The organism is Streptacidiphilus sp. ASG 303 (assembly GCF_020991365.1).
Taxonomy (GTDB): Bacteria; Actinomycetota; Actinomycetes; order Streptomycetales; family Streptomycetaceae; genus Peterkaempfera.
On the sequence record NZ_JAJLRA010000037.1, the window covers coordinates 13,798 to 36,522 of the forward strand.

General features: G+C 74.1%; 18 protein-coding genes and 2 pseudogenes. 6 read left to right on the plus strand and 14 right to left on the minus strand.

Going from position 1 to position 22,725, the window contains the following annotated elements:
• Nucleotides 1–432: 432 nt before the first annotated feature.
• Nucleotides 433–1,032: a TetR/AcrR family transcriptional regulator gene (locus LO771_RS27600; protein WP_230747512.1), complete on the minus strand. Its 600-nt coding sequence runs from the start codon at nucleotides 1,030–1,032 to the stop codon at nucleotides 433–435.
• A gap of 137 nt (nucleotides 1,033–1,169) precedes the next feature.
• On the opposite strand from LO771_RS27600, the gene LO771_RS27605 reads away from it, so the two are divergent.
• Nucleotides 1,170–1,727, plus strand: a complete 558-nt coding sequence (locus LO771_RS27605; protein ID WP_230747513.1) for an ester cyclase — start codon at nucleotides 1,170–1,172, stop codon at nucleotides 1,725–1,727.
• Between the two features lie 1,269 nt (nucleotides 1,728–2,996).
• Here LO771_RS27605 and LO771_RS27610 read toward each other — a convergent pair.
• Both LO771_RS27610 and LO771_RS27615 read right to left on the minus strand, forming a co-directional pair.
• Complete coding sequence (locus tag LO771_RS27610) at nucleotides 2,997–3,779, minus strand: class III extradiol ring-cleavage dioxygenase (protein WP_230747514.1); 783 nt, start codon at nucleotides 3,777–3,779, stop codon at nucleotides 2,997–2,999.
• A 33-nt stretch (nucleotides 3,780–3,812) separates the two neighbouring features.
• Nucleotides 3,813–3,968 (minus strand): hypothetical protein, encoded by a 156-nt coding sequence (locus tag LO771_RS27615; protein ID WP_230747524.1) that lies wholly within the window; start codon nucleotides 3,966–3,968, stop codon nucleotides 3,813–3,815.
• Nucleotides 3,969–4,557: 589 nt separating this feature from the next.
• Between LO771_RS27615 and LO771_RS27620 the strand changes: the two genes are divergently transcribed.
• A complete protein-coding gene (locus LO771_RS27620; protein WP_230747525.1) occupies nucleotides 4,558–5,091 on the plus strand; it encodes a MarR family winged helix-turn-helix transcriptional regulator in 534 nt (177 codons plus the stop codon).
• Between the two features lie 727 nt (nucleotides 5,092–5,818).
• Here the strand turns inward: LO771_RS27620 and LO771_RS27630 are convergent.
• Nucleotides 5,819–6,115: a hypothetical protein gene (locus LO771_RS27630; protein ID WP_230747526.1), complete on the minus strand. Its 297-nt coding sequence runs from the start codon at nucleotides 6,113–6,115 to the stop codon at nucleotides 5,819–5,821.
• An 18-nt stretch (nucleotides 6,116–6,133) separates the two neighbouring features.
• Nucleotides 6,134–6,340 (minus strand): hypothetical protein, encoded by a 207-nt coding sequence (locus LO771_RS27635; protein ID WP_230747528.1) that lies wholly within the window; start codon nucleotides 6,338–6,340, stop codon nucleotides 6,134–6,136.
• Nucleotides 6,341–6,610: 270 nt separating this feature from the next.
• On the opposite strand from LO771_RS27635, the gene LO771_RS27640 reads away from it, so the two are divergent.
• Nucleotides 6,611–7,417 carry a hypothetical protein gene (locus LO771_RS27640; RefSeq protein ID WP_230747530.1) on the plus strand — a complete coding sequence of 269 codons (807 nt, stop codon included), beginning with the start codon at nucleotides 6,611–6,613 and terminating at the stop codon, nucleotides 7,415–7,417.
• A 242-nt stretch (nucleotides 7,418–7,659) separates the two neighbouring features.
• Nucleotides 7,660–7,911, plus strand: coding sequence for a hypothetical protein (locus LO771_RS27645; protein WP_230747532.1), 252 nt, complete (start codon nucleotides 7,660–7,662; stop codon nucleotides 7,909–7,911).
• A gap of 210 nt (nucleotides 7,912–8,121) precedes the next feature.
• Here LO771_RS27645 and LO771_RS27650 read toward each other — a convergent pair whose 3' ends face one another.
• From LO771_RS27650 to LO771_RS27690, 8 genes are all read right to left on the minus strand, one after another.
• Nucleotides 8,122–9,060 carry an aldo/keto reductase family oxidoreductase gene (locus LO771_RS27650; RefSeq protein WP_230747533.1) on the minus strand — a complete coding sequence of 313 codons (939 nt, stop codon included), beginning with the start codon at nucleotides 9,058–9,060 and terminating at the stop codon, nucleotides 8,122–8,124.
• 269 nt (nucleotides 9,061–9,329) lie between these two features.
• Nucleotides 9,330–10,505, minus strand: coding sequence for a zinc-dependent alcohol dehydrogenase (locus LO771_RS27655; RefSeq protein ID WP_230747534.1), 1,176 nt, complete (start codon nucleotides 10,503–10,505; stop codon nucleotides 9,330–9,332).
• Complete coding sequence (locus LO771_RS27660; protein WP_230747535.1) at nucleotides 10,502–11,443, minus strand: SRPBCC family protein; 942 nt, start codon at nucleotides 11,441–11,443, stop codon at nucleotides 10,502–10,504. Before LO771_RS27660 ends, LO771_RS27655 begins: the two co-directional genes overlap by 4 nt.
• A 450-nt stretch (nucleotides 11,444–11,893) precedes the next feature.
• A complete protein-coding gene (locus LO771_RS27665) occupies nucleotides 11,894–13,069 on the minus strand; it encodes a glutathione-independent formaldehyde dehydrogenase (protein WP_230747536.1) in 1,176 nt (391 codons plus the stop codon).
• Between the two features lie 1,068 nt (nucleotides 13,070–14,137).
• Nucleotides 14,138–14,962: a hypothetical protein gene (locus tag LO771_RS27670; protein ID WP_230747537.1), complete on the minus strand. Its 825-nt coding sequence runs from the start codon at nucleotides 14,960–14,962 to the stop codon at nucleotides 14,138–14,140.
• A 288-nt stretch (nucleotides 14,963–15,250) separates the two neighbouring features.
• Nucleotides 15,251–15,457 (minus strand): hypothetical protein, encoded by a 207-nt coding sequence (locus LO771_RS27675; RefSeq protein ID WP_230747538.1) that lies wholly within the window; start codon nucleotides 15,455–15,457, stop codon nucleotides 15,251–15,253.
• A gap of 163 nt (nucleotides 15,458–15,620) precedes the next feature.
• On the minus strand, nucleotides 15,621–17,876 hold the full coding sequence (locus tag LO771_RS27680) for a hypothetical protein (protein ID WP_230747540.1): 2,256 nt from the start codon (nucleotides 17,874–17,876) through the stop codon (nucleotides 15,621–15,623).
• Between the two features lie 742 nt (nucleotides 17,877–18,618).
• Entirely contained in the window at nucleotides 18,619–20,097 is a 1,479-nt protein-coding gene (locus LO771_RS27690) for an MDR family MFS transporter (protein WP_230747541.1), read from the minus strand.
• Between the two features lie 49 nt (nucleotides 20,098–20,146).
• On the opposite strand from LO771_RS27690, the gene LO771_RS27695 reads away from it, so the two are divergent.
• Complete coding sequence (locus tag LO771_RS27695; RefSeq protein ID WP_230747542.1) at nucleotides 20,147–20,806, plus strand: TetR/AcrR family transcriptional regulator; 660 nt, start codon at nucleotides 20,147–20,149, stop codon at nucleotides 20,804–20,806.
• 3 nt (nucleotides 20,807–20,809) lie between these two features.
• A pseudogene (locus tag LO771_RS27700) lies at nucleotides 20,810–21,675 on the plus strand (IS5 family transposase); the annotation flags it as partial.
• 33 nt (nucleotides 21,676–21,708) lie between these two features.
• Here the strand turns inward: LO771_RS27700 and LO771_RS27705 are convergent.
• A pseudogene (locus LO771_RS27705) lies at nucleotides 21,709–22,182 on the minus strand (sensor histidine kinase); the annotation flags it as partial.
• Between the last annotated feature and the right edge of the window lie 543 nt (nucleotides 22,183–22,725).

The following is a 22,725-nucleotide window of genomic DNA, read 5'->3' on the forward strand; positions in this document are numbered from 1 at the left end:
AATCATGCCGGGCGGCCCCGGGGTGACGTCCCCCGACTCCTCGGGTACGGCCATGAACAGTCCCGCGTCAGGTCCGGTTTCGGGCGTCGCGATGCGAGGAGGCGCGGCACCGCGCGACATCGGCTCCGCGGATCCCGCCGGGGAGGTGGTACCCGGCGCTCCGGCCCCCTCGGGGCCGGCTCTGACGGCGTGAGCCACGCGTGCGGGCATCCCGGGGAGGTCGTCCGAGCCGGGCGTCGGCCTTCCTTGTCCCATGCCGCACCGTCAGTGGCCCTGACGTCGCCCACAGCCGTTCCTCGCAGCGTGTGCGCAGGTGCGGCGGGGTCGAGGAGTCCGCGGGGGCGGAAGGGTCCGTGAGGTCCTGGGCACCGCCGGTCCCTCCGGCGGCAGCCGGCCCGTCGCCGGTACTGGCCCCTGCCCTCTTCGGACCGGTCAGGACTTCCAGTACAGCGTCGCGGCGGCGGTCCGGCGCAGGAAGTGCTCGGCGTGCTCCCACGAGCACGCGTTCTCGACCACGAGGGTGCGCCAGCCCGAGGGGCCGAACCAGAACCACAGCGACTGGGCGGTTTCCTGCTGCGTGCAGGAGGGCGGGGGGAGCAGGGTGTGCAGGTGCCGCGCGATGGCGTCGAGCGCGTCGCGGTAGTCGGAGGTGGCACGGAGCCAGAGCGCTTCACCGTCCGCGTGGGTCGGCAGCGCCTTGTGGATCGCCTCGTGGACGCGGAAGTGCTGCTCGTTGCCCGCCCGCGTGCCGCGGGCGAGAACCTCCAGGACCGCCTCGGGGGTCTCCAGGGCGAGGGCTTGCCGCACGGCCTCCTGGTAGCCCGAGGCGGCCACTCCGCGCGTGACGATCTCGTCCAGGAGGTCGCTCTTGCTGCCCACGCTCGCGAACACCGTCTTCGCCGAGACGCCGGCGGCGGCCGCGATGTCGGCGACGGTGACCAGCCCGTAGCCGCGGCTCGCGAACAGCTCGGTGGCCCGTTCGATGATCCTCTGCCGGGTGAGGGCGGCGGCCTGCTCACGCAGGGGAGACACGTAGACACGCTTCGGGGACACAGGTCCACCCTACATCGAGACACTCAACAAGAAATGATTAGGTAGCATGAAACCTCAATAAGTACGCGTGTCCGAACCACGCGGATTCACCGCTGGACGAAAGGCATCCCCCGATCATGACCATGAACACCGACGACCTCGCCCGTGGCCTCTTCCGCGTCCTGGAGACGGGCGACGCGGCTCTGGCCGCCGCGGTGGTCTCCGACGACTTCCGCAACCGTGAGGCGGCCGTCGCACCCGCCGCCTGCGCCGTGCCGGGACCGGCCGGCGTCCTGGCCTCGGGAGCCTGGATGCGCTCGGCGTTCACCGGCCTGCACTTCGAGATCCTCGACGTGGCCGGCAACGACCACCAGGTGTGGGTCCGGCTGCGGATGCAGGGACACCACACGGGCCCCTTCGTCCGCTTCAAGGACGGATCGCTCGACCAGGCCGTACCCCCGACCGGCAGGGACATCGACTTCGAGCAGATCCACGTGCTCGACGTCCGCGACGGCCGGGTGGCAGGCCACGAGGCCGTACGGGACGACATCACCATGCTCGGCCAGCTCGGCGTCTTCCCGCCCTCACCCGCCGTCGCCCTGCGCATGGCGGCCTGGAAGGTCACCGGCCGCGCCGGCCGCGCCGCGGCGGACGTCGACCGACAGGCCGACGAGGCGGCGCTTCTCGCCCGGTGAAGCCGGACCGCGGGTCGACACGCATGCCGCCGGGCAGGCGCCGCGGTCGGCGACGGGATCGTGGCGGGCCGTCGTGCACGGGCCCGCCTGGAAGGGCGGGCCGGGCGCGGACCGGCCGGAGCCGTCCGGCCACCGACGCCGCGACGGCCCCGTCATGTCTTCCGCGGCCCTGCAACGGGGCCGCCGGCCCCAAGGGCCGGCACGGCTGCCGGACCCCTGTCGACCGGATGGCCCGCGAGGGCGCCACCGGGGCCGGGGGGTGCCCTCGGAGACGCTGACCAAAGGGCCCGACCGCCGCCCGCCGGGCACGGCACCCGGCGGTCCGCGGGCGGCAGGTCTGCACGACGTGGATGCGCGAGAACGGCCACGACGCCGAGGCCGGCACGGCAACGGGACACGGGGATGCCGGCGCGTACCGCACCGGCCGGGCCCGATTCCCGGCAGACGGTGCCGTCGCGGCGGGCTCCGGGGAGAGGCACTCCGACGGCCGGGAGCCGGCCGCGGAGGTCGGCGGCGCGCCGGGAGGTGCGGCCGGTACTGCGGTGGCACGGCAACGGCCCCTCGCTCGCAGCCACGGCCGGTGGAGGAACCCCCGGGCGCTACCGGCAGGGACCGTCGCCACCCCTGCCGCGAGCCGCCACGCGAGCGTTCCGAACCACCCTCCTGGGCTGCGGCCGGCGCAGCTTGCCGGCCACCTGCGGCGCAACGGGCAACGCACCGTCCTGGGCTGATCGGGACAGCCCGCGCCGCGCTCCGCTCGACCGTCTGTGAGCGGGCCCGTCGTATCGAGGACGGTGATGCCGGAGATGGTGGCGCCTGCGATCGCCCGGCTGAGTGGGCCTGTACGCGGGACTGTCTCCTGCGGCTCCCCGGCCGTGGCGTGCCCGGCACCGGGGAGGCGGACCGTCAGCTGTGCAGCAAGGTCGAGATCCGTCGCCGGGTCGCCGGTCAGGGCAACCGTCGCCGGAACGGTCGACCCGGCTTCGTTCACCCGCCGGGCGCGGGCAGCACGTACGGCGGCGGTGTGGAAGGAGGCGGCGTACGCGACGGCGGACAGTCGTTCCGGGTTCGTGCCCATGGTCCCGGCGCTGCCATCTGCGGACGGCGGAACACGGAGATGCAGATCCAGTTGCCGGTCGGACGAGCCGACGCGGCCGCGTCGGCCGGGCCGGGCGGTCGCGGACCCGCCGTACAGGACAGCTCATCGCCCTCCTTGCCACCGGCCGCCACGGAGGCGGGACGGCTGTGTCCGCCGGGTGCGCGGTGGTGTCAGCCGAACTGCCAGGACCGCTTGGACATCGAGTACCAGAACCCGTCGATCACCGACCGTCCGCTGTCCGACGACTGCGCTGCGGCTCCGAGGCTGACGAACAAGGGAGCGAAGTGCTCGACCGTGGGGTGTGCGATGCCTGCGGCAGGCGCCTTCCGCCGAAAGTCGAAGAGACCGTCGAGGTCCTTCGAGGCGATCGCCTCGTGGACCCACTGGTCGAACTCCGCGGACCATGCGGGTACCGCCCCAGGCGACGGGTTCCGCAAGGCCAGCCGGATGTTGTGGGTGGTGAACCCGCTTCCGACGATCAGGACACCCTCGTCCCTGAGCGGGGTCAGGGCGGTGCCCACCCTGTACAGCATGTGGGGGTCGAGGGAGGGCATGGACATCTGCAGGGTGGGGATGTCGGCGTCCGGGTACATCTCCACCAGGGGTACGTACGCTCCGTGGTCGAGACCGCGTCGGGGTTCGTCGTGCACCTGCACCTGGGCCGCGCGCAGAAGGTGCCGCACCGTCGACGCGAGGGCCGGGGCTCCTGGCGCCGGGTACCGCACGTCGTAGTAGCGCTGAGGGAAGCCGCCGAAGTCGTAGAGCAGGGGGACCGTCTCGGTGGCCCCGAGTGTCACCGGGGCGGCCTCCCAGTGCGCCGAGACGATGAGGATCGCGGTCGGCCGGGGCAGGTCCGCCGACCAGTTCGCGAGTTCCGAGGTCCACAACGAGTCATCGGCGAGTGACGGTGCGCCGTGGCTCAGGTAGAGGACAGGGGTGGCGGATGGGGTCATGACGGCTTCCTTCTCTGATGGCGGGTAATCGGTTCAGCGGGCGACGCAGAACCGGGTGCTGCGGTGGGCTGGGGTCCGGATCTCGTCGACCGGCGCCATGGCGGCATCAGGCCCGGGGATCATGGACTTCCCCTGCGCGCCGACCAGCAGCCCGTCCCTGCCGACGCGGAGGGTGTGCCCTTGGCCCATCAGGCGCACGGCTGCCGAAGTCGGCAGCCACGCCGGGGAGGAACCGGCCTGCTCCGGAGCCTGCGGGACGCAGGACGTCCGGGACTTCCTTCCGTGCGACCACCAGGTGCAGGCACTCGGGGAACGGTGGGAGTGTCGGGCAACAGCGGTCCGTCGGGACCCGCGCGCAGGCTGCAGGCACCCCCGCTGCAGCCAGCCGTGGCCCGGTGCGCGGGACCGTCCCCAGCACGGAGGGGATGGCCGTGGCGAGGGTGCCGGCGTTCGGGCCCGGGGCCGCGACGAAACGATCACGTCGGACGTGGCGGCGGGTTCGGCCAGGGGGGCCGGGTCGCAGACCGGTCCGGCGCGGACGGCCGCTCCCGGCCTGGCCCCGTGCGTCCCTCCGCGGTCGACCGCCCCCGCATCGCGGCCCCGGCGCAGCGCTTCTTCGACGATGCGCTCGCCGGCATGTCCGGGCGCTCCCCGCACTGCGATGAAGGTCATGGCTGCGCCTTTCGGGGTGGGGTCCGCGTTCCGTCCGTGAACTGAAGGTTCAGCTCATTGGTCATACGGTGAACTGAAGCTTCAGCTCACCGTACGTCCCAGGTATTTGAAGCGTCAACTGATCGCCGGTACCGTGGTCCCCGTGACCGAACCGGACTGGTTGGACGAGCAGGAGATGGACACCTGGCTGCAGATCGTCCGCGTCCTGACCAGACTGCCCTACGCGCTCGACGCACAGCTGGTCCGCGACGCCGGCCTTCGGCACTTCGATTTCCAGGTCCTCACCCAGCTCTCCCAGGCACCGGCACGAACCTTGCGCATGCATGAGCTGGCAGCCCAGGTCAGCGCCTCCTCCTCCCGGATCGCCCACGTGGTGGACCGCCTGGAAGGACATGGCTGGGTGCACCGCGAACCCTGCGCGGAGGACGGACGCTTCACCAACGCCACACTCACCGACGAGGGATGGCGGAAGGTCGTCGAGACGGCGCCCGGCCATGTTGCGACCGTACGGCGCCTGGTGATCGACACGATGAGCCGCGAGGAGCTCGCCCAGGTGGGCAGCATCGGGCGGCGCATCCTCCAAGCCCTCGACTCTCCCCCGCCCGACGCCCGGCCCACAGGAACCCGCAGATCACGATGACACACATGCCCCTCGGACCGAGTTCGGCGGCCGACCTCCGCTGATCGTCCTCGAGGCATCCGAGCCGGTCGCCCCTATGGAGGTCCTTCGAACACGTCGACGGCCTCCGCTCCACGCTGCGAGATGCCGCTCCGGTCGTCGGTGCCGAGGGGTGTCCGCCGAGCAGACCGCCGGCATGCACCCGCCGGCCGGGGACGGCGCCGCACCGCTCACCCGATGCGGACCGCCGGCCCGGCAGGCCGGCTCGGCGTGCCCGTCCGCGCGCACCCCGCCGCAGGCCGTTTCCACCTGCGCGAAGCGGCGCACCCGCATCCGCAGCGCCTCCCCGTTCACCTCCAGCCCCACGCCGGCGACCCGACCGCCCCGTCCCGCCCCGCCCCTCGCGGACCGCAGCATCGCCACCGCACCCCGCAGGAACTCGTCGCCGCACTTCGACGGACGTCCAACCCGGGGCCCACCCCCTCACGGATCCGCGGACCCGACGGCCAGAGGTGTCCACCCCAAGGGGGCAACCTCACGGCGACGTTGCCCCGGATGACGCTGCGCCGCCTGAGGACCGCCACCGGCACCGTACGGGATGCGCAACCCCGCAGCGGCGCCGCCGCCCGGCTCTCGACGGCGTAGCGGACCACCGGCAGCACGGCGCCGAGTGCGAGCGCGGTCAGGGCCGTCGGGGTCCGTCCAGCCCTGCCGGCCGGCGCGGGTCAGGCCGTGGACGGCACGTCGGCTACGGGCCGAGGTCGACCGAGCCCGGGGACACGGTGCCGACGTCGCCCCAAGGCGAGGTCGAGGTGCCCACGACGACCTCGGCCCCGTGCGCGGCGGTGCACCCCACCGCACCGACACCCAGGGCGCCGGCGGCGAAGACGGCGAGGAACACCACGGCGAACACGACCGCCCCCGCACCGGTACGGCCGTCCTCGGGAACCACGACCGCCCGGCGGGGCCGCCCGGACAGACAGGCGACGATGACCGTGCCGCCCTCGACCACGGTGTCCGGCGCCTGCGCCCTGAGCCGCCGCACCCGCCCGTCCGGGCCGCACTACTCGACCGCATGCCGGCGCCGGGAGCGCACGTGCCCGCCGTGGCTGTCGACCCCGGTGAGGACCCGGACGCAGCGCCCCGCGGTCCGCACGCCGGTCCGCAGCACCGCGCGTGCGCGCAGCCACCCGCACACCAGCACGCCGGCCGTGATGAGCGCACCGGCGGCCATCAGCACGGCGACGGCGGCGAGGACAAGAGCGAACACGGACGCAGCCCCTCCCCCGGAAGGACGCGGACCAGTGCCGCGATGACGCCCCCGCGGCCGGAGCCGGCAACCACGGAGCCACGGGTTCAGAGCCTGCCTTGAGCCTTCCCGGCCCCTGCCGCCCAATGGAGCGCAGACCAGGGAGAATGGTGAACCGTACCGGGCTGCCTCCGCGGACAACCGGGGCGACCCGCGCCCCCACAGGGACAGCGGAGTGCCAGAGGTGGCTGACGTCATCGGCGGACGGACCAGGAGCAGCGAGGGAGAGCCATGCCGGTCCCACAGGAAGCGCGGCACACCGTCACGGCCCGCAGGACGTCGGCGTGGCGGCGCGCCCTGCTCGTCCTCGCCGTCGGGCAGGTGGTCAGCTCGATCGCCGGCCAGGCGGCCGGGATGGAGTTGACCACACCGGACCGGGCAGGGGAGCCCCCCGTCGTGCCCGTCGGATGGGCGTTCTCCATCTGGGGGCTGATCGAACTGCTGAGCCTGGCCTACGCGGTCTGGGCGCTGCCCGACGGCCGACCGGACAGGCGGCTCAGGAACGAGCTGGCCGTGCCGCTGACGGTCGTGTTCGCCGGGTTCAGCTGCTGGCTGGCGGCAGCCGAGGTCGAGCCCGTCTGGACGACGGTCGCCGTCTTCGCCGTCATGGTCGCCGGCCTTCTCAAGGCCCTGCAGATCGCCCTGCGCAACCGGGACGCGATCGCCAGGTGGCCCCGGGCCGGGCGATGGCTGGCCTGGTGGACCATCGGGATCTACTCCGGCTGGTCGACCATGGCGATCTGGATCAACCTCACCACCGCCATGGCCGGCTCCGGGGCCCCGGTGGGCGGCGCCCGGGGCATCGGCGCGCAACTCGCCGTCCTCGCCGGTGCGACCATGACCGCCGTGGCCGTCATCCGGTGGAGCAACGGCCTGCTCCCGTACACGCTTGCGGCCTGCTGGGCCCTGGCCACGGCCGGACTCGGCGCCGCGGACGCCGGGGAGGCCCTCCTGGCCGCAGCCGCAGCGGCCGGCCTCTGCACCGCCGCAGCAACGACTGTCCACGCCCGCCGACGCGAGGACTCCGACCGGACCTGACGACGGCCGGAGTCGAAGGTCTTCTCCCCAGCAGGGGTGAGCGCGGCGGCGTGGCGCCCGCCCCTGCCGAGGCCCCGTTCGGGACAGGCCCGGATTCCCCTGATGCCGCCCCCACGGCCCCCCCCTGCCGCTGCGCTCGCCCTCGGCCTCGCCTCGGCATCAGCGCGCCCGCATCCACGCGACGAGGAGCCGCCTCACCCGGAACGGGGTCGACGCCCATGGCCCCGGCCAGCCGCCCGCCGATGCCTCCGACCCCCGGGTCCCCGCTCCGGAGCAGTCCCTCGGCGGCATCGCCGGGCTGCCCCCCGGCCACCGTCATCGACCTCGCCTCCCGCCGCCTCGCCTCCAGCGAGCGCGAGGCCCGACTCGAGCTCTTCCGCTGGCTGCACCGCTACGACACCGTCCGCCGCCGCTCCTGCCTCGGCCAGCGCAGCCCCATCGCCTACGAGACAGCACTCCAGGCGACATCAACTACGCTCACCCAAGCCGCATAACCCCGTGTCCAACATCCGGGGTCAAGGCCCAGATGGGGTGGGAGGGCGTGGACGGACTTCCCGAGCGGATCGGCACAACCATGACGTTCGACGCCCACCCGGGCTGGGACCGGCGACGAGTCCGTTCGCCTCTGCACGACGGCGACCTCGAGCCGCCCCCGAACCGCAAGGGGCAGGAGGCCCTCGGTCGGATATCGAACTGACGACCGGTCAGGGAAGCGGAACGCCACGGGCGGCGACCCAGAGCCGGTACCACTCCTCGTGGGTGAGCGCGGGCTGCTCCTCCGCCGCATCTCGGCACGCCCGGATCCGCTCGGGCCGGCTGGTGCCGATGACCGGGACGATCCCGGCGGGGTGGCGCTGCAGCCACCACAGCACGATCGTCTCCGGGGTGGTGCCGTGGCGGTCCGCGAGCAGCCGCACCAGCGCGGCCGCAGTCCGGTCGGCATCGGTCTCCGGGTTCTCCGTGAACCGGCCCCGGGCCAGCGGACCCCACGCCTGCAGCCGCACCCCGTTCCCGACGCAGTACTCCACCGTGCCGACGGGGAAGCCGAGACCGGCCCCCGCGGCCGTGTTGACCTGGACCTCGCTCTCCAGCCAGTCACGCCGGTGCAGGCTCATCTCCAGCTGGTTGGCCACCAGGGGCAGGTCCAGCGGCTTCTGCAGCCGGGCGATCTGGGGAGCGCTCATGTTGGAGACGCCGAACTCCCGGACCAGGCCCTGCCGGTGCAGCGAGGTCAGCGCCTCGGCGACGTCCTCCGGGTCCGCCAGCGGATCGGGACGGTGCAGCAGCAGGACGTCCAGGTGGTCGGTGCGCAGCCGGGCCAGGCTCTCCTCCACCCGCTGCACGATGCTGCCGCCGCGCAGGTCGTACCAGCCGATCCCGTCCTCCTCGGGCAGGCGGATGCCGCACTTGGTCTGGAGCGTGATCCGTTCCCGCAGGCCGGGGTCGCGGGCCAGCAGCTCACCGAAGACGGCCTCCGCCTTGCCGTGCCGGTAGATGTCGGCGTGGTCGAAGACGGTGATGCCCGACTCGAGCGCCGCCTCGACCGCGGCCCGGGCCCGGTCCACGTCGGCGGCGGTCCAGGGCTCGCGGTCCCAGCTCCCGCCCAGACCCATGCAGCCGTAGACGACCCGGCTCTCCGCCATGTCCGAACCTTCCGTTCCGTGAACCGTCGACGCCGCCCTCGGCGTCCCCGGGCCACCCTAACGGGCGCTGCGGCCTGCCCACGTCCACGGATTCCCCGGAGGGACCGGGAGGCGACGCACCCCGGTCCGCGGTCGCCGCCCGGTCCGCTCCGTGCTCCGCCCGGAGGGCGGGCTCACGCGAGGCCCTACCTCCGGGTGTCCGCGCCCGCCCCTCGGGGCGGCCCGTCAGTGCGGGCGGCACACGGCGCCTCAGCCCGCCGCCGCTTCGCTCACGGCGAGAGGACGACCTTCTCGCAGTCGTCCTGCTTGTTCTTGAACAGGTCGTAGCCGGTCGGCGCCTCGGCCAGGGGCAGCCGGTGGGTGATGACCCGGGTGGGGTCGATCGCGCCCTGCTCGATCAGGCCCAGCAGCGGTTCCATGTACCTCTGCACGTGGCACTGCCCGGTGCGCAGGGTCAGGGACCTGTTCATCCAGGCGCCGGCCGGGAACTTGTCGATCAGCCCGCCGTAGACGCCGATGACCGACACTACCCCGCCGCTGCGGCAGGACAGGACGGCCTGGCGCAAGGCGTGCGGCCGGTCGGTCTCGGAGCGGACCGCCTGCTTGGCGCGGTCGTAGAGGTGGATGTGGGAGGCGCCGTGCACGGCCTCCATGCCGACGGCGTCGATGCACTTGTCGGGGCCCCGGCCGCCGGTGAGGTCGAGCAGGGCCGACCTCACGTCGGCGGACTCGAAGTTGACGGCGGTGTAGCCCTGGGCCTCGGCCATGTCGAGCCGGTAGGCCTCCTTGTCGATCGCGATGACCTTCTCCGCACCCAGGACCCGGGCGCTGTCCATGGCGAACTGGCCGACCGGCCCGGCGCCCCAGACGGCGACGACGTCACCGCGCTGGATGTCGCACATGTCGGCGCCCATGTACCCGGTCGGCAGGATGTCGGACAGGAACAGCACCTGCTCGTCGCTGAGGTCCGACTCGATCTTGAGGACGTTGGCGTCGGCGAGCACGACGCGGGCGTACTCGGCCTGGCCGCCGGCGAAGCCGCCGGTCAGGTGGGAGTATCCGTAGATGCCGGCGGTGGGGTGGCCGAAGAACTTCTCGGAGACACCGGCGTTGGGGTTGGTGTTCTCGCAGCACGAGTACAGCTCCGCGCGGCAGGACGCGCAGGCGCCGCAGGCGATGGGGAAGGGCACGACGACCCGGTCGCCGACGCGCAGCCTGTCGTGGCTGATGCCGGGGCCGACCTCGACGACCTCTCCCATGAACTCGTGGCCCAGGATGTCGCCCTTCTCCATGGTGGGGACGTAGCCGTCGAGCAGGTGGAGGTCGGAGCCGCAGATCGCCGTCGACGTGATCCTCACGATGGCGTCGCGGTTGTTGAGGATCGACGGTTCGGGGACGTGCTGCACCTCGACCGAGTTGCGTCCCGTCCAGCAGTTCGCCTTCATGCCAGGGCCTCCTTCAGCTCGTCCTCGGTCAGCGGTCGCGCCGGGCGCTGCGGGAACTCGCCACGGGCCTGCTTGCCGCCGGGCGCGCCCTCGGAGCGGACGACCTCGCCGGTCTCCACGATCTGCTTGAAGCGGCGGAGGTCGTCGTCGAGCTGCTGGTGCGGCTCCTCGCCGAAGTAGCGCGCGGCGGCCGCGCCCAGCGCCCCGCCGGGCAGGTCGTAGCGCAGGGTCACGCGGATCTCCGTGCCCCGGTCGCCGGGGGCGGGCGTGAAGCGGACCTCACCGGAGTTGTCGATGTCGGCACCGTCCACCGACCGCCAGGCGATCAGTCGGCCGGGGACGTCCTGGGTGGTCTCGGCGTCCCATTCGACCGCCCGGCCGAACGGCGCGACGACCCGCCAGTGGCTGGTGCGCGGGCCGGTGACGCGCACCTCGTCCAGGTGCGCCATGAAGTCCGGCAGGCGCGTCAGGTCGCTCCAGAAGGCGTGGACCTCGTCCGGGGGACGGGTGACGGTGGTGGTCGCGGTCAGTTCCATGGGGGTGCTCCTGCGGGTGCGGGTCACGGCCGCGTAGACGTCCGTGGCCGTGATGGCGGTGACCGCGGCGGTCGCGGCGACGGTGCGGCCGAGGCCGCGGCCGTCATGGTTCCTCAGGGCCCGGCCCAGCATCGCCAGGTCCATGAGGTCGCCGCCGACACGGCCCCAGAGCCAGGCGGGATGCGGCCTTGCCAGCAGCCCGGCCGCCGCGGCCAGTTCACGCACGCCGACGGCGGCCGTGGCCGAGCGGTGCCGGATGGAGGGGCGCTCCACGCCCAGGGCGCGGGCGAAGCCCGCCGGGGCGGCGACCTGGGGCACGCCCAGGAGCGCACTGGCCCAGCCGAGGCCGCGCACGAGCGGGTCGTGCCGCAGGCCGGAGGCGGAACGGATGTCTGTCTTCACGGATGCTCCTCACATGGGGTGAGGTGGAGGGTGGCGGGCCGCTTCGGGGGGACGATGGTCGGGGAGACGGTGAAGGGGGCGCCGCGGACGGGTCCTGGGTATCCGCGTGACCCGTGTTCAACCCCCGTTCCCCTCATGGATCCGGTCCCCTTATGGGTCCGGCGGCGCAGCGGTCCGACGGCGGCACGGACGTGTCACGTGGGACGGGCGTCGTCGTCGGACTCCACGGCCCGGCTGCGTGGACGGGGGCGGCCGCGCGTGCGCACCCTGCCGGACCGGGCGGCGGGGTTGCCCGTCCGTCCCGCCGGGCGGGACGTGGCCGGTCCCCGCTCGCCGGGTGCGACGCGAGGGCGGGCGGCGCCGGCCCGTCCGGCCCCGGCGGCGGCCGGGGCCGGACGCCATGCGTCGGCCGGACCTGGTCGGGCGGCCGTCAGGCAGCCCCGGGGCGCCTCACCGCCGGTGTCCGTTCCCGTGTCCGTCGGGGTGCAGGACCACCTTGGTCCAGCCCTCGTCACGGGCGTCGAAGTGCTCGTAGGCGGTGGAGACCTCGTCGAGGCCGAGCTCGTGCGAGACGACGAAGCTCGGCTTCGCCTTCCCGCCGGCGATCAGATCCCGCAGCGCCCGGTTGTACCGCTTCACCGGCGCCTGCCCGGTCCCCATGTGCTGGCCCTTGAACCACATCGTCCCGAAGTCGATCGGGACCTTGCCCTGCGCCTCCAGCTCCCCCTGGTTCTCCGCGCCGCCGGGGTCCTGGGGCAGGAAGACGCCCACCACGCCGATGTCGCCCGTGAACCTGACCGCGTCGATCAGTCCGTTGAGCGTGAGGCTGGCGTCCTCGTGACCCTGGGGGTCGTGGGCCTGGTAGCCGACGCACTCGCAGCCGTTGTCGGCGCCCAGACCGAGGGTGGCCTCCTTGACGACCTCCGCCGGGTCCTGCTCGGCGGTGTTGATCGGGATGGCTCCGATCTCTTCCGCCTTTCGGAGCCGGTCGGGCTGGTGGTCGGCGGTCCAGACCCGGCCGGCGCCCTTGAGGAGGGCGGAGTAGGTGGCCATCAGCCCGACGGGGCCGGCACCGAAGACGACGGTCTGGTCGCCCGGCTTGACGTGGGCCATCTCGGTGGCGTGGTAGCCGGTGGGGAAGATGTCCGCGAGCATGACGTAGTCGGTCTGCCGCTCGGCGGCGTCCTCGCCCAGGCGCAGGGCGTTGAAGTCGCCGTAGGGCACGCGCAGCAGCTCCGCCTGACCGCCCTGGTAGGGGCCCATGTCGGCGAACCCGTAGGCCGCTCCCGCGAGGGCCGGTTCGGGCTGCATGGTCAGGCAGTAGTTGGTCAGACCCCGCTCGCACTGCTTGCAGAAGCCGCAGGCGATGTTGAAGGGCAGGACCACGTACTCGCCGACCTGGACCTTGCGGACGGCCGGTCCGACCTCCACGACCTGGCCCATGTTCTCGTGTCCCAGGGTGCGGCCGGACTCGAACGAGGTGCGGCCCTCGTACATGTGCAGGTCCGAGCCGCAGATGTTGGTGGCGGTAATCCTGACAACGATGTCACAGGGGTGTTCGATCCTCGCGTCGGGCACGTCCTTCACCGTGACCGTCCGCGGTCCTTCGTATACTGCCGCTTTCATGATGGCGTCTCCTGGTGCCGCGGTGCGTCCGCGACTCTGAAGTGGTGGAGACTGCGCGAGGAGCCCGTCGGCTCCGGCACGTGCTTCGACGGGGTCCGTGACTCCGGCACGTCTCTGCGGGCCGTTCACCCGGATCGGGTGGAACGACGGTTACGCCGCCGGCCCGTCCGGCGGAGCCTCAGCGCTCCGGCGGCGTGCCGCGCGGGTCTGCGTCGGCCTCGACCGCGGAACAACCGCTCGGCGGCCGGTCAGCCGAATCCTCGTACCCGGACGGGGGCGGCCGTCGGCCGAAGGGATTGCCGATTCGGATCACCAGCCGGTTCCCGTCTTCTTCCACCGTACGCCGATATCCCTGCCCGTGCGGGGAGCGGACGGCTGCCCGGACCGCCCCCGCCGCGCCCCGTGCTCGGCACCGCCGCCACGGCCGGTCGATCGGTGCGACCGTCCCGAGGAGCCTTCCGGGCAGCAGCCCGGCTCGCGGACCACGTACCGGAGGGCATCGGGCTCCGCCGCGCGGAGGGGCACGGGGCACGCGGACGGGGAGACAGATCCGAGGCCACGGCGACCGCCCGCCGGCTGCTTCACCGGAAACACGGATCGCGGCGAGGGCGGGGACGGCGGAACGGGGCTGTGGTCACGGGGCAGGGCAGAACGAAGCCGGGAACGCAGGAGGAGTGATGTCGGTTCAGGATTCCCTTGCCGACCCCCTGCGGGCACTCCGGCCGGACGTGGGTTCTGCGCCGCTTTGCCCGGTGCCCCCGGCGCAGCGGCGCCTGCGGGCTCGCCCGGGCGGGAGCGGTCCCCCTCCGCGCTGCGACTGCTGTGCGGGGGCTCCGCTGCAGCGGCCCACCACCGATCCGGCCGAGACCGCTCCCCCTTGGTCCCGCCGCCTCTGCGCGGCGGCCGGAAGGGCCGTACCACCCTGCCGTGCGGGGCCGGACGCGGCCCGTGCCGCCCCGTCCTTCCGGGGTGGAACGCTCCTCCTGAGCGGCGGTACGACGAGCGGCGGGCGCCGCTCGCGCCCGGCCGGGCGGGGACCGGATCCGCGAGGGCTCCGGGGGCGGACGGTCAGGGCCGGGGTGGCCGGGGGTGGGCGGCGAGGTGGTCCTGGAGCTCCCGGTGGCGGAACTGGTGGGCGGTCCCGGAGATCCGAAGGATGCCCAGGTCGTAGCAGCACTCCATGAACCGGCCCAGGCGCCAGGGCAGCAGTGTGCGGCTGCCGGCGAGGAAGGCGAGGTAGCGGACCGTCGCTCCTCCCGCGAAGCGGGACGCCAGGGCGACGGCCAGGGCGTTGCCGCATCCGAAGACCAGACCGAGGACGAGGCCGGCGATGAGCATCACGGCGACGTCGACCGGCAGGCTGCCGGAGTGCGGGAGGACTCCGGCAAGAGCAGCCACGGCGCACATGGCCCCGTCGGCGACGAGGCCGATCAGGAGGGCGGTGGAGAGCCGGCTGGTCCAGTCGCCCCGGATCACGCGGCACGCGTCGGCGTGAAGCGTCCCGTCCTGGTGGCCACTCGCCTGTCCGGCTCTGAACGTGCGGGCGACATCGATCACCATCCCGGCCAGGACACCTTGCACGAGGCCGCCGGCGGGATCGTGCCAGGGCCAGGAGCCGGGGACATGCAGGTACGTGCCCGCGATGCCCGCGAGGATCCCGATCAGCAGCCCGCCCACGACCGGGCCGCCGGTCACCGTGGTGCGGAGACGACGAAGCATCCTCCGCTGGTCGGCGTACTGCGGCTTGGGCCACGACGGCCTCCCCCACACGGCGGCCGGAACGACGGCCGTGAGCACCGCTGCCGTCCTCCAGGTGGCCCGCTCCGTCTTCTCGACGAGCGCGGCCAGGGCCAGGGCGGGAGCCTCGCACAGCGGGACCACGACGGCCGTCACGGCCCGGTCGATCCGGCGGACACGGCGGGGACCGGCGAGGGGCCGCAGCTCGTGGAGGACGAGGTCGGTGGTGGGCAGGGTGCGTCCGGCCAGGGGAGGCCTCCCCCTGTTGCTGTCGAGGTAGGCGGCCAGGACTGCGAGGCGGCGGTGCGCCTGGGCCGCGTTCCCAGCGGCTGCGGGGCGCTGTCCGAGGTCGCCGGGCGTCCTGCCGGTCGCATGGGTTCCGGCTGCGGCCCGGATGCTCGCGGGGATGAAGCGGTCCAGCAGGTACCGCGACAGCTCCCCCGTTCACGCGAGGGTGATGAGCAGGGCGGGGCTGCGCTTGTAGGTGCCGGAGGCGTCCCGCTCCTGGAAGACCACCACGGCCAGGGTCAGCCGCCACGGCGTGCTCAAGGACTCGGCCAGGGCACGTGCCGACCACCCGATCCCCGCCACGGACACCAGGACGGACGCCCAGGCCGCCACCCCCCACCCGCCACGCCCCCGAAGCTTCATGCTGCAGATCCTCTCCGCCGTCGGGCCGGGTCCGCCACTGATCGGCAGACGTCACCGGGGACGTCCGGCGTCGCCTCTCGGGGTGGAACGTCCTCGGCCGCTGACGTGAGCCGGGGGCGACGGACTCGGCGGCCCCGGCTCCTGCCCGGCGGGGACGGACGGATCAGGGCCCCGCGGTGGACGGGGCGGCCCGGTAGACGGCGTAGACGTCGTGGACGTCGTCCCCGGAGTCCTGGCTGTCCGGCCGGTCGAAGCGGACGGCCACGAAGCCGTTGCCGCTGACGCCCTGGATCCGGAAGGACTGCTCCTTGGCCAGCACCCGCTGCGTCGCCGCGTCGAGCACCAGGCCGTTGGGCCGGCCGTCCTGCGTGGTGCTCCCGCTGTCGCTGGGCACCCCGACCGATCCGTACAGCCGTCCCGAGATGCAGGTCTCGGGGCGGAAGGTCAGCTGGCCCTCGCCCTGCTGCCACAGCCGGCGCCCCGTGCGGAGGTCGTAGGCGTAGGCGCGCTCCTGCTCGACCGCGTAGACCCGGTCGTGGTCGGCGTCCCAGGTCAGGTGCAGGGTCTCGGCATCGCCGATCCTGCCGAGCTCGTGCCCGTTGCGCACGTCGTACGCGTAGAGCGGGCCGTCCTGCCACTGGAGGACCACGTGGTCGCCCACGACCCCCCATTCGGCCGGGGAGACGTCGGGGTCGAGCCGGGCTCCTGCCGGCGCCGTCCGGGTCAGGTCCCACAGGCGCTTCCCCCCGGCCGCCAGGTCGTGGACGGCCAGGGTCCGGTCGCCGGAGGCGGTGCGGGCGTGGACGAAGGCCCAGCGCCCGGCCTGGATGTCGTACACCCCGAGGGAGTTCGGGACGTCGCGTCCGCTGGCGTCGGTGGGGACGCTGACCACCGCCCGCCCCCTCGGGTCGCGGATCGCGGTCGTGCCGGCGGCCTTGTCGGTGGTGACGATCCAGCCGTTCAGGAACTGGGCGTCGCCCTTGTCGTCGTCGTAGGTGAACGTGCCGATCCGGGTCCCGTCGAGCCCGTAGGTGTCGACCACGGTGTGGTGCCGCTCAGGTGTGAGGCCGTCGGAGGGGACGGTCGTGCGGTAGGTGAACCCGATCACCTCGGTGCCGTCGATGTAGCCCTGCTGCCACTGCAGCGTGTTGCCGTCAGCACCCGAGGGTTCCGGGACGGTGGCGGTGACGTGGCCGGTGGCGGCGTCCACGACGCGGATGCCGGGGCCGTCCGGGTAGGCGAAGCGGTCGCTGAAGGACATCCACTCGGGGCGGCTGCGGTCGGACGTGCTGTCCGGCCGGGCGCTCCACGCCGGCGCCGGGCCCAGGCCGGTGGCCGCGTCGAGGGCCGGAGGAGTGTTCGCCGCGCCGGGGGGAGTGCTGCCCGCACCGGGTATCGCGGGATCCGCGCCGCCGGCCGGGGAGACGCTGGTGCGGGAACGCTGGTGGGTGCCGTCGAGGCGGAAGTCCCACAGGTCGCCGGAGACCGTCCCTCCGGCCACGTCGCTGAAGGCCACCATGAGGTCGTCGTCCTCCGCTGCGCGCTGGGCGACGGGGACCTCGACCACCCAGGTGACCTGCTGTCCCACCGCGAGCCTCAGGTCCTTCCCCTGCCGCGCCTCGAGCGGCGTGCAGGAGGGCGGTCCGCTCCCGTCGTCGCCGGCCACCTGGATCCGGTCGGTGAGGACCCGGTGGGAGACGGCGTCCGCCAGGGCCATGGTGAGGCTCGGCTGGGGGTCCGTCCCGGACGGGTCGTCCGTCCTCCACGACACGGGACCGGCGTTGCGGACCGTGACCGTGACGGGGAACACCTGGCCGGCGGTCTCCTGCTCGCACCGGGGTTCCGCCGGACCGCCGATGCGGACCTGTATGTCGGCGTCCAGCCTGCGGTGCCCCTGAACGCCGAGGGCGAAGTGGTGTTCCAGCCCCTCGTGCCCCTCGTGGCCGCCGTGCGGGCCGAGCGCACCGGTCAGGACGACGACGCAGGCCGCCGCGGTCAGTGCGAGGACGGTGAGGAGGACGGCGAGTGCGGACGGGCGTCCGCGCCACCGCCCGCTGGGGGGCGCGGGGGCCGCCGGGGCGGCGCCCGTCCGGGGCGGGCGGGCGGGGGGAAGGGGCGGTGCGACGGCGGACGGGTGCGGCGGCAGGGCCGGACCGGCCGGACCGGCGGCTGCGGACGGCCGCACGGTGAACGCCTCGGCCCAGGAGCGCAGTTCGGCGTCCCTGCCGAGCGCCTCGTCGAGGGCGACGCGCAGGGCCGTCGCCCGCTCGGGCCGCTCAGGGTTCTCCCGCCAGGACAGCCAGGCGTCCCGGAGTGCGGGATGGCGCTCCAGGAGGCGTGCGGGCAGCGGCTCGCCCTGGACGCCCGGTTCGGCGGACAGCGTGGCCAGGACGTTGCGGGCCAGGTCGGACGTCTGCACGGGCCTGTTCCTCTCGCTCGGTCGGAAAGCGGCATGGAAGGGGGCACCGGACCGCCCCGGCGGCACCCGGGCGCGGCACCGGGCACACGGACGTCCCCGCGGAAGGCGCCCGGGCGGGATGCAGGGCGCGACTGCGCCTGTCGACATGTCTACGGCACCGCGAGCACCGGCGGCCAGCGTCCGGCTGTCCCCTATTGCGGGGACGGCCGGCGCGCCGTCCCGGCGGGCGGCGGCCGCACCCGGGCGAGCCGGCGGGGCCGTGCGCCCCGCCGGGCCGCGTCCGGTAACTGATCTTGCGGCAGGTCGAGGTGGGACGGCGGATGCGGCGACCGCCGACGACGTGGAGCCCCCGGCGGCCGACCACCCGCCTTCACCAGGGAGATCCAGCGCGACCGCGACGCGGTCGAACGGTGCTTCGCCCGCCTCAAGCGGTTCCGCATGATCGCCGCTTGCTTCGACGAGCCCGCCGACCGCTGCCGCGCCGCAGTCGTCCTGGCCTCACTCATCCTCTGGCTCCACGAACCAGCCCGATGATCCATCAGGAAGCCCCGGTCTCCTGCGGCCAACCCGTCATCACCACGCAAGTTCGCCCGACGGCGACCCCTTCAGTCACGAACTGCTGACCGGGCCCGCCGTCTCGGTGTTCAAGGCAGAACCCCTCCATCCCGACAGGGAGCCGGCGGGCATCGCGGCCGGCGCCGGCATCCCACGATGACGACGTCGCCGGCTGCGCTCCGCGTGCTCATCGGGGTCCGCGATTCCCGTCAGCCTGCGGTGCGAAGGGTCCGGGCGGTCCGGGTGGTCCGGGTGGTCCGGGCAGCAGCAGGCAGGCCGCGAGCAGGAAGGCCGTGGCGGCGGTGGCCGCGGCGAACGCCTGGGTGAAGCCGTGGTCCAGGAGCACCGGATCGGCGTCGGCACTGCGGGTGGCGGCGGCGAGCACGACGGCGAAGGCGGCGGTGCCCAGCGGTGAGCCGAGCCGCTGGGCGATGTTCAGCGTGGTGCTGGCACCGGCGGCTTGGCTGCGGCTGAGCGACCGGTAGGCGGCCGCCACGGGCGGCAGACCGGAAAGGCTCGCGCCCAGTCCCCGGACGAACAGCAGCAGGCACAGCCATGCCAGGGGGCCGGCGGGGGTGAGCACCAGGAGGCCGGCGGTGCCGAGCAGGCCGAGCACGGCCCCGACGGAGGCGGTGCGGCGCGGCCCGTACGTGTCGGTGAAACGGCCCGCCAGCGGCAGCGCCAGCACGGCGCCGAAGCCCTGCGGTGCCAGGACGGCGCCGGCGGTCAGCGGACTCATCGCTCGGACTTGCTGGAGGTAGAGCGGCAGCAGCAGGACGACACCGTCGCCGGTCAGGCGCGACAGGAAGGCGGCGCCGGTTCCTGCGGCGAACGCCTTGTCCTTGAACAGGTGCAGGTCCAGCAGCGCGTCTTCGCCCCGGTGCAGAGCGTGGACGGCGAACAGGCCGAGCAGGCCCAGGCCCGACGCGACGAGGACCAGGGCCGTCGGGTCGGTGAGGTCGCCGCTCCGGGCCGTGCGGGAGACCGCGTGGACGAGCAGGCCCAGCCCAGGTCCGATCAGCGCCAGCCCGGTGACGTCCAGCCGCCTCCAAGTCCCGGTAGGCGGGTCGGCGGGCAGCCGGCGGGCCGCGAACGCGGCGCCCGCGATGCCCAGCGGCAGGTTGACGTAGAAGATCCAGCGCCAGGAGGCGTGCGCCACGATCGCCCCGCCGACGGTCGGCCCGAGGATCGGGCCGAGCAGGGTCGGAATGGCGACGATGCCCATCACCCGCCCCAACCGCTCCCGGCCGGCGACCTGCGCCACCAGGGTCTGGCCGAGCGGCGCGAGCAGACCGCCCACCATGCCCTGGACGATCCGCAGCCCGATGAGCCAGCCGATCGAGGGGGCCGCCCCGCACAGGGCAGACACTGCCGAGAAGGCCGGCAGGCAGCCCAGGTAGAGGCGGCGGGCACCCAGCCTGTCCGCCAGCCACCCCGACACCGGCAGGGTCAGGGCGAGCGCCAGCAGGTAGCCGGTGCCGATCCACTGCACGGCGGTGAGCGTGGTGTGGAACTCGCGCCGGATCGTGTCCAGCGCGATGTTCACGACCGTGCCGTCCAGGGTCGACAGCACCGAGCCGAAGACCGCCGCCGACGCCACCTTCAGCACTGCGCGCTCCAGCCTCGGCGGGGCGGGCCGACCGGTGGACCGCAGGGGCCAGGGCATGGTCACACTCCATAACTGATACAATCCGTATCAGATATAGGGTAGTCGCATGGACCACGCCGACACCTCCCGGCCCCGCCCGCTGCGGGCCGACGCCGCGGACAACCAGCGCGCCATCCTGAACGCGGCGGCCCGGCTGTGGGCGGAGGACCCCGACGCGCCCGTGGCCGCCGTCGCGGACGCCGCCGGCGTCAGCCGGGTCACCGTCTACCGGCGCTTCCCCACCCGCGAGGGCCTGCTGGACGCGCTGCGCGAGCAGGCCGCCCGGGAATCGGCCGACGCGATCGCGGGAATCGATCCGCTCCACGGACCGCCCCTACAGGCACTGGAGCGCATCGTCGGCGCGCTGGCCGAGATCGCCCACCGCTACCAGGTCGTGTACCTGCCGGGGATCACCAGCACCCCGGCCGCCTCCGACCGCGACATCCGCGCCGGCCTCACCGAACTGGTCACCCGCGCCCAGACCGTCGGCGAAGTCCGCACCGACATCCCGGCCGGCTGGGTCGTCACCGTCATCTCCGCCCACCTGGCAGCGGCAGCCCGCGCCCAGCACCGAGGGGACACCGAACCCGCCGCCACCGGAGGGCTGCTGACGGCCACACTGCTGCACGGCATCGCTGCCGGGTCGGACTCCCCGCCCAGGCCCCGTCCGGCGGATCATGCGACTGCCGGCCGGTCGGCTCGTTGCACCTGCCACGGGGCGGGATGACCGACGGATGACGCTTGGGCCCGCCGGGAACCGCATCCGCCCAGGGGCGGGCGGCGGGGCGGGCAGTGGAGTGATCACCGCAGGGTGACCCACGGGATCCCCTTCCGGCAGCGGACCGGTGTCCCGTGGCGGGACCCGCCCGAGCGGCCCGGCAGCGGGAAGACGCTCCACGAGCGGCATCGCCGCCGGCCGGCGGACGGCGCGTGGGACCCGCTGCTCCAGGCCGTGCAGGTCCGGGCCGACGCCGAAGACCGGATCGACCGGTCCACGGTGAGCGTGGACTCCACCTCCCGCCGCGCCCGCCGGCACGCCGCCGGAGCCCTCAGGAAGCCGCCGCGTGTCCCCGGGAAAGAGCGACGCCCCGGCAGCACCGCCGGGACGAAGGACTCGGCCGCTCCCGGAGCGGACCGGCCACGAGGATCCACCTCGCCGGCGAGGGCGAACGCCGCCCGCCGGCCCTGCTGGCCACGCCGGGCCGGCCGGCGGGGCGACGCCCCGCAGCCCATCCCGGTGCCGGAGCGCATCCGCGTCGCCCGCCCGGACGGCGGCCGTCCCCGCGCCCGGCCCGGCCGCGTGGGCGGCGACCACGCCTACAGCTCCCGCCGCAATCGCCGCTGCCTGTGCAGACGCCAACTCGAGCACACGATCCCCGAGCCGGGGAACCGGCGGGCCCACCGCCGGCGCCACGGCAGCAGGGGCGGCCGGCCCTCGCCTTCGACAAGGACGCCCACCGGCGGCGCAACGAGGTCGAGCGCACCGTCAACCGGCTCACGACCTTCCGGGCCGTCACCACCCTGTACGACGAGCGGGCCTGCGTCTGCCACGGCACCGTCACCGCCGCAGCCATCCGCCTTCGGCTCCGCCCGTGATCCATCGGACAGCGCCTGGGAGGGCAGGGGCACCCTCAGTTCCACGACGGTCCCCTCCCCCCACGCACTGCTGACCGAGACGCTTCCTCCGATGTCTGCCAGCCGCCCGCGGACGGAACGTGCCAGCCCGGTGCGCTCGGGCCGCTCGGAGGGATCGAAGCCCCGGCCCTGGTCGGTGACGCTCACCACCAGATGGCCGTCCTCCACTGCGGCGGCCACTGCGGCCCGGTCCGTGCCCGCGTGCTTGCGCACGTTGGTCAGGGCCTCGTGGCAGGCCGCGAGCACTGCGTCGGCCGCCTCGCCCGGCACGTCGGCGAAGTGCGCCCCGCGCCCGGCCGGCAGGTGCACGGCCACCCTGAGTCCCTGCCGGACCCGCTCCTGCGCCAGCGCGTGCAGGGCCGTGCCGAGATCCGTCCCCATGGGCACCCCGTGCGGGGTGGCGGCGTCCGGGCCGTGGTCGATGAGCCAGCGCAGCCATCCGGCCTCGGCCCGGACCTGGTCGCGCATCCATGCGTCGGCCACCCAGCGTCCGTGGGCGAGCGTCTCCAGCGTCTGCAGCACCCGGTCGTGCAGCAGGCGCGCCTGCTTGGTGCGCTCCCCCGCCACGCCTGCCTCCCGTGCCAGCCCGAGCGCCGTCGCCCGGGAGGCGTCGAGCTCCCCGCCCAGGCGCCGCAGTTCCCGCGCCACCAGCCAGGTGACCGGGCCGATGCCGAGGTAGCTGCCCGCGTTGGGGACCGCGTTCCACCACGGCTGGCCGCTCGCCGCATGGTCCGAGACCACGTAGACCGCGGCCAGACACACCGATGCGGCGCCCACCCGCCGGCCGCCGTGCAGCAGCAGCCCGCAGGCGCACGAGGCGACCAGCGTGTACGGGTACGCGAAAAAGCCCCAGGTGTGCACGTCGGGCCCGGACACGAGGAGCGCGTTGACCGCCAGGGCGGCGCAGCCCACCGCGGTGTCCGCCGCCCCGGCCCAGGCGGGCAGGCGGACCGTGCGCAGCGCGGCCAGCGACAGCACGGACGACTCGACCAGCAGGGCGCCCGCCAGGGC